The sequence below is a fragment of the Parafrankia soli genome, from assembly GCF_001854695.1.
GTDB lineage: Bacteria > Actinomycetota > Actinomycetes > Frankiales > Frankiaceae > Parafrankia > Parafrankia soli.
This window is the reverse complement of sequence record NZ_MAXA01000016.1, coordinates 1-13,132: the sequence shown is the minus strand read 5'-3', so window position 1 is coordinate 13,132 and position 13,132 is coordinate 1. Positions and strand designations below refer to the sequence as shown.

At 67.9% G+C, this 13,132-nt stretch carries 14 protein-coding genes and 1 pseudogene; 10 read left to right on the top strand and 5 right to left on the bottom strand.

The window, feature by feature from the left end; all coding sequences use genetic code 11:
* The coding region (locus BBK14_RS03865) for a DUF4277 domain-containing protein (RefSeq protein ID WP_071059847.1) at positions 1-309 on the bottom strand (309 nt) is incomplete at its 3' end.
* Between the two features lie 189 nt (positions 310-498).
* Here BBK14_RS03865 and BBK14_RS39505 point away from each other — a divergent pair.
* The 5 genes and pseudogenes from BBK14_RS39505 to BBK14_RS38030 all read left to right on the top strand — a co-directional run.
* Positions 499-807 (top strand): annotated as a pseudogene (locus BBK14_RS39505) (reverse transcriptase domain-containing protein); the annotation flags it as partial.
* Complete coding sequence (locus tag BBK14_RS41570) at positions 794-1,207, top strand: group II intron maturase-specific domain-containing protein (RefSeq protein WP_338045419.1); 414 nt, start codon at positions 794-796, stop codon at positions 1,205-1,207. The pseudogene BBK14_RS39505 and the gene BBK14_RS41570, both read left to right, overlap by 14 nt.
* Positions 1,208-1,237: 30 nt before the next feature.
* Positions 1,238-1,495 (top strand): hypothetical protein, encoded by a 258-nt coding sequence (locus BBK14_RS03855; protein ID WP_071059845.1) that lies wholly within the window; start codon positions 1,238-1,240, stop codon positions 1,493-1,495.
* 231 nt (positions 1,496-1,726) lie between these two features.
* Entirely contained in the window at positions 1,727-2,197 is a 471-nt protein-coding gene (locus BBK14_RS42680) for a hypothetical protein (RefSeq protein ID WP_071059844.1), read from the top strand.
* A complete protein-coding gene (locus BBK14_RS38030) occupies positions 2,152-3,030 on the top strand; it encodes an IS1634 family transposase (protein WP_071059843.1) in 879 nt (292 codons plus the stop codon). The genes BBK14_RS42680 and BBK14_RS38030 overlap by 46 nt, the downstream gene beginning before the upstream one ends.
* 229 nt (positions 3,031-3,259) lie before the next feature.
* Here BBK14_RS38030 and BBK14_RS03840 read toward each other — a convergent pair whose 3' ends face one another.
* Positions 3,260-4,090, bottom strand: a complete 831-nt coding sequence (locus BBK14_RS03840) for an SDR family NAD(P)-dependent oxidoreductase (RefSeq protein WP_071059850.1) — start codon at positions 4,088-4,090, stop codon at positions 3,260-3,262.
* 100 nt (positions 4,091-4,190) lie between these two features.
* On the opposite strand from BBK14_RS03840, the gene BBK14_RS03835 reads away from it, so the two are divergent.
* Complete coding sequence (locus BBK14_RS03835) at positions 4,191-4,754, top strand: TetR/AcrR family transcriptional regulator (protein WP_071059842.1); 564 nt, start codon at positions 4,191-4,193, stop codon at positions 4,752-4,754.
* Positions 4,755-4,937: 183 nt separating this feature from the next.
* Here the strand turns inward: BBK14_RS03835 and BBK14_RS03830 are convergent, their stop codons facing one another.
* Positions 4,938-5,903, bottom strand: a complete 966-nt coding sequence (locus tag BBK14_RS03830) for an ERCC4 domain-containing protein (RefSeq protein WP_071059841.1) — start codon at positions 5,901-5,903, stop codon at positions 4,938-4,940.
* Positions 5,904-6,342: 439 nt separating this feature from the next.
* On the opposite strand from BBK14_RS03830, the gene BBK14_RS03825 reads away from it, so the two are divergent.
* The 3 genes from BBK14_RS03825 (at position 6,343) to BBK14_RS03815 (ending at position 9,880) form a co-directional block, all read left to right on the top strand.
* The gene (locus tag BBK14_RS03825) at positions 6,343-6,861 is read left to right on the top strand and encodes a helix-turn-helix domain-containing protein (RefSeq protein ID WP_241831101.1); all 519 of its coding nucleotides are present in this window, start codon (positions 6,343-6,345) and stop codon (positions 6,859-6,861) included.
* A 461-nt stretch (positions 6,862-7,322) separates the two neighbouring features.
* Positions 7,323-8,480, top strand: a complete 1,158-nt coding sequence (locus tag BBK14_RS03820; RefSeq protein WP_241831100.1) for a helicase-associated domain-containing protein — start codon at positions 7,323-7,325, stop codon at positions 8,478-8,480.
* A gap of 293 nt (positions 8,481-8,773) precedes the next feature.
* On the top strand, positions 8,774-9,880 hold the full coding sequence (locus BBK14_RS03815) for a YciI family protein (protein WP_338045418.1): 1,107 nt from the start codon (positions 8,774-8,776) through the stop codon (positions 9,878-9,880).
* A gap of 529 nt (positions 9,881-10,409) precedes the next feature.
* On the opposite strand, the gene BBK14_RS03810 is transcribed toward BBK14_RS03815, so the two are convergent.
* A complete protein-coding gene (locus BBK14_RS03810) occupies positions 10,410-11,366 on the bottom strand; it encodes a hypothetical protein (RefSeq protein ID WP_131802151.1) in 957 nt (318 codons plus the stop codon).
* Between the two features lie 324 nt (positions 11,367-11,690).
* Positions 11,691-12,236 carry a COG4315 family predicted lipoprotein gene (locus BBK14_RS03805; RefSeq protein ID WP_071059838.1) on the bottom strand — a complete coding sequence of 182 codons (546 nt, stop codon included), beginning with the start codon at positions 12,234-12,236 and terminating at the stop codon, positions 11,691-11,693.
* Positions 12,237-12,552: 316 nt separating this feature from the next.
* Between BBK14_RS03805 and BBK14_RS34520 the strand changes: the two genes are divergently transcribed.
* Positions 12,553-13,132: sigma-70 family RNA polymerase sigma factor (locus BBK14_RS34520; RefSeq protein WP_198541162.1), on the top strand; the 580-nt coding region annotated here is incomplete at its 3' end.

Genomic DNA, 13,132 nt, shown 5'->3' with positions numbered 1-13,132 from the left:
CTCCAGGGCCCGGCCGCACCGGTCGTCGTTGAGCGCGTCCGGCTCGATCCCGAAGATCTCCGCGACCGCCCACTTCTCGGCCCAGCGCTGGACCCGGACCAGCGGCGTCGGGGAGGACAGCCGGTTGGCGACCAGCGCGGCTATGACCTGGCCGTGGGTGTAGCGGGCCTTCTTCTCCTGGATCGGGCAGAGCCGGTCGATGATGCCGACCAGGTCGAGGCGTGCCAGCAGGTCACGGACCACCGGCAGCGGGCCCAGGAACTTCTCCACGCTCGGGGGCCCGTAGAGCAGATCCGCGGCAGCCAGCACACGACGAACCGTCCCAGACCGGAAGCCCTACACACCAGGGCGATCAACACACCACAAGATCAAAGAGTCACACGTTCAGGACACCGCACGAACGTGCGGAGTACAGGTATCATCGCGGCCGTCGAGGCCAATACCGCCTTGTCCTGGGTGATCCTCTACGTGAAGCGGTGGCTTGCCGCTCCCGTCAGGATGCCCGACGGAACGCTGGCGGAACGCGACCGCGGAACCCCACAGGGATCCGCGGTCAGTCCCGTACTCGCTAACCTGTTCATGCACTACGCGTTCGACCTGTGGATGGTCCGGGAGTTCCCGGCCTGCCCTTTCGAGCGCTACGCCGATGACGCGGTCGTGCACTGTAAGTCCTTGGCCCAGGCCCGGTTCGTGCTGGACAGGCTGCGGAAGAGGATGGAACAGGTCGGCGTCAGCCTGCACCCGGAGAAAACCCGGATCGTGTACTGCAAGGACGGGAAGAGACGTGGCTCGCATGAGCACACGAAATTCACCTTCCTCGGCTTCACCTTCCGGGCGCGAGGGGGTGCGGGCCCGGAACGGGAACGTGTTCACCGGGTTCGCCCCGGCGACCAGCAAGGACGCCATCAAGAAGATGAGCAGGAAAGTGAAGTCCTGGCGGCTTCATACGCTCACCGGTCACACGATGGACGGGATCGCCCGTGCGGTCAATCCTGTCATCCGGGGCTGGATGCAGTACTATGGTGCTTTCTACAAGACCGAGCTGTATCCGCTCCTCTACCGCATCAGCGCCTATCTGTTGCGGTGGATACGGAAGAAGTATCGGCGACTGAAGACATTCACCAAAGCGCACAAGGCGTGGAAGAGAATCACCTTGCAGTACCCCACGCTGTTCGCGCACTGGCGGTGGATTCACGGTTTCTGGTGAGAAGGGCGAGAAGAGCCCGGTGACGCGAGAGTGTCACGCCGGGATCTGCGGGAGCCCGGGGGTGCGATTCCCCCGGGCCACCCGACCACCCCCCGTTCCGAGGAGAAGCGGCAGAAGAGCGTCGAGGGGGGCGATCAGGCCAAGGCCCTCTACCTTGCGTCGTACGCCGACAAGGAACTGATCAGTAAGGGTGAGTTCGCCCATGACCTGGCCACCCTCATCGGCCCAGACTTCGCCTGCCCGGAGTACCTCGCCCAGGCGATCACCRAAGTGATCAAGGTCTCCTGATGTCGGACGCCTCCACCGGGCTGCGCTTCAACCCGAGCCCGGCCCAGCGCTTGCTGATCGAGACACCGGGCAGCCAGGTCGTGAGGGCCTGCCCAGGAGCAGGCAAGACCCAGAGCATCGTGGAGCGGTTCATTCTGCGGCCTGGCCTCGACCCCCGACGTGGCGTCGCGCTCATCTCGTTCACCAACGCCGCGATCACGGCGGCCCAGGAGCGCTGCCGCGACGGAGCGGGTGCTGTTCGCCCTGGTGGCCAACCGGGCACTCGCCCCGGCCTCGAAGCTGGCCGCCGCGGAGTGGATGAGCCACGACGTGCACATCGACGGGCTCGGCGAGGTGTCCGACGATGCCTGCTACCGGGCGATGGACTGGCTGCACCAGGTCCGCGGCGAGCTGGAGAAGCAGGTCTACTTCCAGGTCGCGGACCTGCTCAACCTCCAGGTCGACCTGCTGTTCTTCGACACGACCTCCACCTACTTCGAGACCGAGGACCCCGACGGCGACGTGCCGCGCGACTGGCGCGGCGAGCCGCCACCGACGAGCAGAGCGCCGACTCGGACAAGGAAGGCGGGTTCCGGGTCCACGGCAAGTCCAAGGATAGCCGCGACGACCTGCCCCAGATCGTCATCGGCCTCGCCGTCACCCGCGAGGCGAGCCCGGTGCGGGTCTGGTGCTGGCCCGGGAACACCGCCGACTCCGCGCTGATCCGGCAGGTCAAGACCGACATGCGCGACTGGAACCTGGGCCGGGTCATCTGGGTCGCCGAGGGCGGCTTCACCTCGACGCAGAACCGCAGGTTCCTCCAGCAGGGCGCCGGCGCCTACATCATCGGCGAGAAGCTACGGTCCGGCTCCGCTGAGGCGACCGCCGACCGGTTCGTAGTCTGCTTCAATCCCGACGCCGCGGCGCGCGACGCGGCGACCCGCGCCGAGCTGATCCACCAGCTCGAAGATCTCATCGCCGGCAGCGACATGCTCACCCCGGTGAAACGAGCCGAGCTGCGCGGGAAGATCTCGACGATGCCGGGCCTGAACCGGTTCCTGCGCGTCACCCCCGGCGGGCTGCTGCGCACCGACAAGACCAGAACGAAGGCCGAGGAGAACCTCGACGGCAAGTACCTGCTGCGCTGCGCCGACCCCACGATGAGCGCGCAGGACATCGCCCTGGGCTACAAGCAGCTGCTCGAGGTCGAGCGCAGCTGGCGCGACATGAAGACCGTCCTTCAACTGCGACCCGTCTACCACCGGCTCGAAGAACGGATCCGCGCCCACGTCCTGCTCTGCTGGCTTGCTCTCCTGCTCGTCCGCGTTGCCGAGAACGCCACCGGCATGACCTGGACCCGGATGCGCCGCGAACTCGACCGCATCCACATCGGCACCTTCACCGGCCCCGCCGGCACCTTCCAGCAGGTCACCGAACTGACCAAGCCCGCCCGCGACCTGTTCGCGGCCCTGCACATCACCCCACCGCACACGATCCACCGGGCTCAGCGCGCCGGAACCCCGACCGGACCCGCCCCGAAACCCGCTGGAGCCTAGAGAAACGGCCCGCAGCGGCACATCGGCATGTCCACCCAGGTCACAGCCATGATCGCCACTCTAGGCAGACCGAATTACGCGGAACGCAGGTGAAGGAGTCGGCTGGGGGTTTGTAGGCGGCACACTACGCACGACCGACAGTGAAAGACCCGGCACTGATCGTCAACTGTACGGCCGGTACGCCGTCAGCCCTGCCGCCGACCGGCCGCACTCGACCCGTAAAGACCGCTCAGCGGCCGGTGACGAGGGCAGTGGTCTCGGCCGCGAGCCGGCGAGCATCGTCGGTATCGTGCGGGCCTTGGACAAGGGCGACCTGTGTGGCGCCGCGGTAGGCGGCGCGGCCAGCGGGCGGGTCGGCGACGAATGTGATGATCGGCGCTATGGCGTCGTCTGGCCGTTGCCCGGCGACGGCCCCCAGAAGGACGGAGGCGATTTTCATTGCTCGTCCGACGTCGCCGGCGAGGCTGGTCCTGACCAGCCGCCTGGGTCCCCACGTGATATAGGCGAGCGCCGGGTTGTCACTGGTCACGAGAATGCCGAGCAGCTCGTTGGCCCGCCGCTGCTGGGCATTGGATCGGACGAAGCTGAAGCGCTGCGCGGATTCGAGATCATCGAAATCGATCGCCCCGGCTTTCGCGCCCGGCACCGACGTGTTCACGACCGTCGGACGATCACTGTCCGCGAGCAGTGACGCCAGCCCGGTGAGCAGGATGTACTTGGAGACGAAGAAGAGCACCCACGATGCTTCGTGCCCCTCCGCGGTTTCGTGGCGCTTCTGGCGGATGAACGACGCGGCCAGCACGAGTACGTCGATGCGCTCGTGGGACGCCCGTATCTGCTCGACCACCCGTTCACTCTCGGCGACGAGCGAAAGATCAGCCGCGAGGAACGACGCGCGACCGGTCGCGGCCACGCCRTCAGCGGCCAACGAGGCGAGCAGCGCCTCGAACTTGGCTCGGCTGCGGCCCACCACGACGACCTGGTTGCCCTCCCGCAGGTAGTGACGCGCGAGTGCAGCCCCCATCCCGTCGGTTCCTCCAGTGATCACGACCGTTTTCATCGCCACTCCCACCACTTCGGAACATACGTTCCGTTTTGGGGAAGATAGCACATCGGAACATGCGTTCCGATCGGCGGGGCGGGCCGCTAGGCTTGTCGTCGTGGAGCGCACGCAGGGCCCGCGGCGCGACGTGGTCGCCAACCGGGCCCGTATCGTCGAGGCGGCCACGACGATGTTGCGGGAGTGCGGCCTGAACGTCGACATGCGCGCCATCGCCAAGGAAGCGGGAGTGGGTGTCGGAACGCTCTACCGGCACTTCCCGACACGCCAGGACCTGGTGCACGAGGTCACCGGTACCGATCTGGCCGGCCTCGCGACGTCCGGCCTCCCGCCGGATCAGCCCGCGATCGACGCCCTCCGGGCGTTCTTCACCACGGCGCTGATGCCTCTGGTCCGCAACCGGGCGGCGGTCGACCTGCTCGCGAACGCCGAACCCTCAGGCGCCGACCTGCAGCGGTGCCTCGCCCACCTGACCGGCGTCGGACACCACGCCGTCGAACGCTCCCGAACCGACCACACCCTCGCCGACGACATCACGGCCACCGACATCGCCTATCAGTTCCTCGGCCTCGTGCGGATACTCCAACTCCTCCCACATCCGGACACCGCGGACATCGAGCACTATGTCGAACTCGCCCTCCGAGCGCTGCGGCGATGTTCTTAAGCCCCTCCACCCTCCACCCTCCACCCTCCAGCTACCCGCTCGCTGGCGCCGGCCTACCGCTGCCCACCACCGCGGACGCGCTCACCGGACGACCCCTCAACCCGGGTCGCCTACGCCCGGCCCCCGTGGTCGTGGTTCCGTCGCCGAGATGCGAACGCATGTGTTGATGAGGGTCGGCCGCGGTCAGTGGGCAGCGCGCCAGGCGTCCCAGACATCGGGTCGTAGCCGTCCTCGGTCGGGGACGGTGATGCCGTGCGCGCGGGCCCAGGCACGGACCTGGGCGGTGGTCGGTTCAGGGGCCGCAGGTGCGTGGTCGAGGTCGCCTCCGAGCGGACCGATGCGAGTGAGTGCCGCCTGTTCGGCGGCGGCCCAGAGGTGGGTGGCGGCGAGGTAGCGGTAGGTCCATTCCTCCGCCAGGGAGCGGGTCTCGCAGAACACGATCGGCACGCCTGGCCAGCGGACCTGCAGTTCGGCAAGGCCGTCGGCGACCAGGGCGGGCCGCACCCTGTCGAGGGCGAACAGCTGGGAGTAGCGGTCCTCGACAACGACGGCGGCCCTCGGCAGGGCGGCGAGGTCCGCCAGGGCGTAGCGCAGCCTGCCGGTGGTGAGGCTGGTGACCAGATCCGACAGCGACTTGCGTTCCACCGCGGCGGCCAGCCGCCCGTCGATGATCAGGCCGTAGTCGCCCGCGGGCAGGGCGCGGCGCACCGTGCGGACCTGCTGGGTGGCGAACCGGTACGGGTACTTCTCGTGGGAGTCGACCACGATCTCCAGTTCGGTGACGCCGCCGGCGCGGGCGGTGGGGGTGCGGACCTTCGGCCGGGCCTGCCTGCGGGTCCTCGGGGACTGCCAGAACACCGCGTCGCGCCCCCGCGCGGTGGTGAACACCAGTTGGGAGCGGTTCTCCCGGCTCCGGTCGGCGATCAGATCGATGGCCGCGCCACGACGGACACAGGACCGCAACGGCACCCGCTCGACGATCTCCGCGGCTTCCGGCCAGTCGGCGTCTGACAGCGGGTGGCAGTACAGCGCTGTGGTCCGAGGCCAGGTCCCGGCGGCACTGAACACCAACCCGTCCGCCAGTGGGAGACGCAGCAGGTACGGCAGCCGGGAATCCGGATCCGGGTTGCGGGCGATCAGCAACTCCATGCGGCCAGTCTTCCCCCGTACGTCGGGGCACGGGCGGACCGTCCTGTCGGCCCGACCGTGCCCTTACTGCCGGGCTGAGTCAGCCTCGACCGAGCACAGCCAGTGAACTGCGATAAGGAGTCCTGATCGGCTCGAAACGCTCGTTCCGGTCGCGCCGTGGTCGTTCGCCCGCCGGCCGAGGTAGTCGTGATGGCAGGTAGATGGCCTGGGGTACGAGTTGCGCCGCTATGATTCCTTGATCGTGGACGATGCAGAGCTACGCGATCAGGTGTCCCGGCTACGCGGCGAGGGGAAGTCGCCGAAGCAGATAGCTCGTGCCTTGGGTGTTGCGCCCTCGCGGGTCGCCCCCCTCGTGCGGGCCGCGGCAGCGCAGGCCCGGGCGACAGCCGGGCTACCGCCGGTCATCGGCTGTTGGGTCAGTGTTGGCTGGAGTCGGGGTGTGGCGGTCGACCCGTCGCGTGGCTGGGCCGCCGAGGCGCTCTCCCCCGAGGACGATGAGGAGAGCACCGGCGGCCTGGTGAGCGTGCTGGTGGCCCGCAAGCATCGCTGGGACAGGGCGTCGGTGTGCGGGTACCTGGTGGACGTCTATTGCCTGGGCGTGAAGAACGCCTTCGGCCCTGACATCAAGACCGACGTCGAGCTGGCCCAGTTCCTGCCCGAGTACTACGCCGCCTACCCCGCTGGATGGCAGGACGCGCCGATCGACCTCGCCGCGGACATTGTCCTCGGCGCCGTGGGATACGCCCGAAGCCTCGGTTTCGAACCCCACGCCGACTTCGCCCAGGCCGCCGGCCAGCTCGGCGCATGGGAAGGGCCCCCAGCCATCACCTTCGGCAGAGGCGGCAAGCCGTTCTACCAGTCAGGCCCATATGACAATCCTCGCAAGGTCATCGAAACCCTGGAACGCACGGTCGGCCCGCCACCCGCCTTCGGCTACCTCGTCGCCAGCAGAGCGTGACGACCACCTCGCCCGTCCGTACGCCGACACGCGCTCGTCTGCCGCATGCCGGTCGTTCACCGTCGCCGGAAACCTATGGGGTCATAGGCGGGGAGTGGGGGGCGAGCGTCTCGACCCGGCCGCATGAGATCCACCGATCCGGCCGGCTCGCCGGACTCCGCCACGCCGATACCGGCGCTGCCGGTGGGCGGCGACACTTCCGCTGATGTGGGATCTGAAAGTAGGCGCGACCTCACCTGTGGCGAGGGTGGGTCGTAGGGTCAGTGGGCATGGCCGTGGCGCAGGATGTGGACGGAGCAACAGACGGGTCATCCGGGGCGGACGGGCTGACCGTTCGCTTGACGGCGTGGGAGGCCCAAGCCAACGCGCTCGCAGTCCTGCAGCTGTGTGCGACCGGCAGGCTGCGGTGCAGTGAGAAGACGCAGCGGCCGGGTGCAGCCACCGTCACGGCGGTTGCCGGAGTGTTGCTCCGCGGCGATTTCTATCTCACCGAGCCGATCGCGGCGTTCGCCTGGCCGCTGTTGCTGCAGGCCGGTGGGCTGGCAGAGGTTAGCGGGGGACGTCTGGTGCTGACAGCGCGGGGCCGGTCGGTGCTGGCCAAACCGGCGGCGGAGACCATCCGGCAGCTGTGGAGGCGCTGGGTCGGCCATGCGGTCCTCGACGAGATGAGCCGGATCGAGACGATCAAGGGTCAGCGGTCCGCCCGGGCGCTGACCGCGGCAGGTCCCCGGCGCAAGGCCGTTGCCGAGGCGCTCGCGGCCTGCCCGCCAGGCGAGTGGGTGGCGGTGGACATGCTTTTCACCCGGATACGGCGTGGAGGACCGCCGTTCACCGTCGCACGTGACGTCTGGAAGCTGTACATCGAAGATCCGCAGTACGGCAGCCTGGGATATGACGGGTTCCACGACTGGCCGCTGCTGGAGGGCCGGTATCTGCTGTGTCTGCTGTTCGAGTACGCGGGCGCGCTTGGCCTCTTTGATCTCACCTACGGCGATCCAGTTGACGCCCGTGATGATTTCCGCGAGAACTGGGGCGCTGACGACCTGGACTTCCTCAGCCGGTACGACGGTTTGCGTGCCGTTCGGATGAACGCCCTCGGCGCCTATGCGTTCGGCCTGGCTGACCGGTACGAGCCCGGGGGGGACAGCACCGCAGCCGGTCCAGCGCTCAAGATCCTGCCGAACCTGGACATCGTCATCACCGGTGAGGTCCAACCGGCCGACGAACTCCTCCTGAGCGTTTACGGGCAGCGCACCTCCGATCGCATCTGGTCTCTGACCATCAAGTCGTTGATGGCCGCGATCGACGCGGGTAGACCAGTCGAGGAGCTGCGGCGGTTCCTGACCGACCGCGCGGACCACGAGCTACCGGCCACCGTTGCCAAGCTCTTCGAGGACGTCACCGCCCGCGCCGGCYAACTACGGGATCTCGGGTTGGCGCGAGTGATCGAATGTGTCGACCCGGCGGTGGCCGCCCTCATCGCTAACGACCGCAAACTCCGCCGACTCTGCACCCTGGTAGGCGATCGTCACATCGCTGTACCCTTGCAGCACGAGGCCGATTTCCGCGCAGCCCTGCGGAAGCTGGGATACGCCATACCTTCCTCGCCGGGGGCGTAGCACCGTCGAGATTCCGCGCACGACCGGCATCGGATGCCCGGGTACAGCACTTTCCTGTATACCGGACATGACGAATCGAGACGGAGAGGCTTCGCGGGAGCTGTTCACCCGCCGCTGAGACCGCGCCAGGCGCGGTGTCTCGCCGACCACCATCCAGAAGCTGGCGGACCACGTATGGCTCCGCCGGAKCGTGGCCGATGTTGATATCTTCCCGCCGCTCATGCCACCCCCCGTAGGCGTCCCCGATCGCGGCGTTGGATCGGGATGGTGGTCGCTGTTCGTGGCGGTCGCGGGTGCGGTCGGGTGGGTCCCGGGTGCCGGGTGGGGTGCACGATGGGAGTGTGTTCCACGTTCTGATCTTGCGCTACCGGGCGGGTGTCGGCCGGGCATCTGCCCTACGGGATGATCATGTCGCATATCTGGACCGGTGCTATGCGGACGGCATGTTTCTGGCGTCTGGGCAGATCCCGCCCGATGCCGGTGAGGTTGTTCTGGCAGTCGGTGGGCGTGGCGACCTCGAGACCGTCGCGGGGCAGGATCCCTTGGTGCGGTCGGGTGTGGCCGACTGGGAGATCCTTACCGTCGATCCGCAACGGGTTCACGAAGATCTGACGGCGTTGCTCGCGCCGGAGCCGGCGGTTGCAGATGCCGGCTGGGACAGCGATGCCCTTCGACAGCTTCGGGCTGCCGGTGTGGACCTGGCCGGGGCGCTCGCCGACCGGCCGATCTCGACGGTGCTCCAGCACGTCGGGCAGGCGCTGCTGGACGGTCTGGCCGCCGGCGAGCCCGGTCTGGCGGCGCAGGCCCGACGGTGCGTGGCGGAGCTACAGGAACGCTGCTGGCCGGGTGACGACATCCTCGTCGGCGAGTTGTCGGCTGCGCTGGGAGAGACGGGCGGTGCCCGGCCTGGGTCGCGATCACGGCCGTTGCAGCCCGTTGCCGTGGATCTGGAAGAACTGGCCGGGTTCCTCGACGGTGACCCCCGCCAGGGCAGCGGTGTCGTCGACCTGTCCACCGGCGTGGTTTGGCCACCGGGTGTCGTCGAGTTCGCCGACGTTCCCGCCGAACTCGACGAGGACAACGAGGAGTTCGACCCGGACCGGTGGCTGTCCTACCGGCCGGACAGCGGCGAGGGCTACCGTGACATGCTCGATTTCACCGAGACGGTGCGCGACGGCCGGTGGAAAGACCGGTTGCGGCATGCCCTCGATGGCCGTGGCGCTTTCCGGCGTTTCCGGGACATTCTCGATGACGCACCCGAAGGCTACCTGCGACGCTGGTACGTCTTCCGGGATGAAYGCGCGCTCGGCCGGGCCCGGGCGTTTCTGGCCGCCGAGGGATACCGCGCCACGCCCCCAGGAAGCCACCCTCAGCCGCCCGCGGGCCGCAGGACCTCCTGACAGCGGACACCGATCCGCCGTCAGAGGTTCCCGCACAAGCATCGGCCGCAGGCAACGAGGCGTACACGCTCGTTGCTGCCAGCAACGACAGGACGCCCTTGAGAAGCTGGGGATCATGCATCGGTGCCATAGAGGAAAGCTAAGCCAAGTACTTGGCTGTAGGTATCGGCAAGGAGGGGCACAGAAGATCGGACACCGGGCCGCTGCTGCCGGCGGCACCCGGCCGTTCTGGGTCGCGATGATGCGCTTTCGCGCGCCCCGGATCGTGGACGTCCGGAACTCATGGTCCGTTAAATGATCGTTTACAGGAGTGGCCCATTGCCCCGGCCCGCCGGACCCGGGTCAAAGGCTTCGTCTACGTCGTCAACGGCACCATCACCCGCATCCGCGCCGCCGACCCGGTCGGTAGCTGGTACGACGACCGCGGCAACGCCGACGCCCCCCTCATGACCAGGACCGAGGGCCTCGTCAACGTCCCGGCGGCCATGCCGGGTTTCGCCCGGCATGGCCGCTCGGGGCCGTACGGTGGCTACGGCGTGACCGTCAGCTGAGTGCTGACGCTTGTGCCGTTGGCCGTCGCGGTGAAGGTGACGGTCTCCGTGGTGCGGACCCGCCTCGCGGTCGTGACATTGACCGTGACGTTGGAGGCCCCGGCCGGAATGACGGTTTGCGACGGGACGCTCGCGACTCTCGGGTTGCTGGAGCTGAGAGTGACCGTCGTTCCGCCCGCCAGCGCGTCGCTGCTCAGGACCGGAAGCAGCTTGGCCGTGTTGCCGAGGCTGTTACCAGCCTTGACCGTCGCCGGAGAGGCAATCAGATTGATCAACGCCGGCTGTACTTCGCCGGTGCTCCCGACGTCGCGCACCTGCAGGTACATGGATGTCGGCGAGGATCCGTTCGTGTCGGTGAGGGTGACGAAGGAACCCGTCTCGACATTCAGCATCCCAGTGCTACTGGTGCCCTTGGCGAGGCGGAAGCGCGCATCCGGAAACCCTCCATCGGCGACGGAGAACTGGATGCTGTACCAGGCCCCAGTTGGAACGCTGCCGTTGAACTCGCCCGGATACAGGTTGGGTCCGGCGGTCCACCAGAACTGCTCCGCCTCGCTCAACGTGACGGTCGGGGTGGCCTCGCTCACGGCGGGGAAATCGCGTTCGATCTGGGCCACCTGCTCGCCCGGCAGTCCGGTGGCCGAATCCACGCCATAGAAGCGGAAGGTGGCATGCACCGGCTCCGGCGACTGGTAGCCGAAGGTGAAGGAGCTGATCAGATGGCTGCCGCTGAACGGAACGTCGTCGGCGAACTCGGTGTCGCCTACTCCGTAGTAGGTCGGGTAGCTCGGAGAGCCGAGACTTGTGTTGCTGTAGAACTGGGTCTCCTCAGCGGCCTGGGCGACACCCGCGGACATCGCCAGTACCAGCGCCGCGGAGCTGCCGACGACCAGCTTACGCAGCCCGTTGCGCCTGGCGTAGGTACGCCGTTTCATGGTGGTGGCTCCCTCGGGCGAGCCGAGTGGCGCGGCGGCCTGAGGCGGCAGCGCCCGGGCGGTGCGGCGGTGTTCTCTCATGCCTCCTGATACGACCCCGGTCCCGGTCCGGTTCAACATCCGCCTGTCTCCGAAACGGCGGTAAATAGGCCGTCAAGGTCAATTAGGTTATCGGGATCGTTCCTGACCTCGCGCGCCGGCTGTCAGACGGGATCTAGTATTGAGTCGACGGCTGCGAGCGCCCGGACGCCGTCCGGGGCGCTCGACGTGTCACAACTACTCGGCGTCGCGGGAGTATTCGGAATTTTCGCCCGGCGGTGTGGGTCAGCCGCCTTCGATCGGGTTGCCGTCAGGTCCGACGACGAACCACTTGCCGCCGAACTTGTCGATTCCCTGCCCCATGACGGCCCCGGCCGTGGTGTCCTTGGCGAAGTAGTACAGCGGATGGCCGTGGTAGGTCACCTGAAGCGTGCCGTCCACTCGGGTGATTGTGTCGATCTCGCTCGCCGTGACCTCGGAACCGGCTTCCGGTACCTGGGACACGACGTAGGGCGGCCATGCCGTCGCGCAGTCTTGCGAGCAGACGGAGGTGGAGCCCCGGTCGGCTTCGAACAGGTAGAGCGTCCGACCACCGCCGTCGACCAGGATCGTGCCGAACTGGCTGGTGCTGACGTCCAGCGTGGCGGCCGGTCCGGAGGTGGTCCCGCCGCCGCCGCTGGCGGGGGTGCTGGTCGGCGATGGCGCCGGAGCCGACGTCGTCGTCGCGGTTGTCGCGCTGCCCGCGGCGGCGCCCGACTCCCCGTCGCTGCCGCAGGCCACGAGGACGAGGCTTGTCACTCCAAGGGACAGGACCATCGCGATCTTCTTCATGCGGTCTCCCGATTCGGCTGCCGGCATCGCGGACGGGGCGTCCGCTGCCAGGGGCAGCGCTTGCGCTGATTCGTCCCGTGGTTCTACGAGCCCGCATCCCGAACCGGTTCAACGGCGTCGACGGTGACGAGCGTCACTCAAGACGAGCTGACGGCCGCGAGAGGGCCAACTCCGGCGAACGGTTGAACCGAATTGAGTCGGCCGTCGTACACCCGGAACAGGCAGCGACAGCCGTCCTCCGTCAGGGTCGTCGTCAGTCAGGGGTGTCATGCGAAGAAGGGTGTCCCGCGAGGCGTCGGACGCGGAGGATGAAGTGATGGCCCGGCTGTACCGGGACCACCACAGGGTGCTGTTGTCGTTCATCGGCAAACACGTCGACGACCGCCACCGCGCCGAGGACATCGCGCAGGAGACGCTGTTGCGAGCTTGGCGCAATCGCGACTCGCTTCGGCCCGAGGGAGTTCGCTCGTACCTGTTCACGATCGCCAGAAACGTCATCACCGACGCCTGGCGGGCCGAGCRGCGACGGCCGTCACTCGTCGACGACGGCGGCGAGGTCGTGGCGGTCGCCCCCGCTGTCGACGACGTGAGCCAGGCCATCGAGGAGTGGGTGGTCGCGGAGGCGCTGGGTCGTATTTCGCCCGCGCATCGGGCTGTCGTCCAAGAGCTGTACTACGAGGGAAGGTCGGTACGCGAGGCGGCAGTCCGCCTGGCACTGCCAGAGGGCACCGTCAAGTCCCGTGCCTACTATGCGATCCGCGCGCTGCGTGACGCCTTCGAGGAGATGGGGTCGGTCGATGACACCCGAGCACGACGAGGTCCGGTTCCTGCTCGGGGCCTTCGTTCTGGGCGGTCTGGACGTCGACGACCGGAACGCCGTCGAAGCCCATCTCGCC

Coding starts and splice junctions, on each gene's coding strand:
- BBK14_RS41570 (WP_338045419.1), top strand. CDS start 794: ATGAGCACACGAAATTCACCTTCCTCGGCTTCACCTTCCGGGCGCGAG.
- BBK14_RS03830 (WP_071059841.1), bottom strand. CDS start 5,903: ATGGAGTTGCTGATCGCCCGCAACCCGGATCCGGATTCCCGGCTGCCG.
- BBK14_RS03810 (WP_131802151.1), bottom strand. CDS start 11,366: ATGAAACGGCGTACCTACGCCAGGCGCAACGGGCTGCGTAAGCTGGTC.
- BBK14_RS03805 (WP_071059838.1), bottom strand. CDS start 12,236: ATGAAGAAGATCGCGATGGTCCTGTCCCTTGGAGTGACAAGCCTCGTC.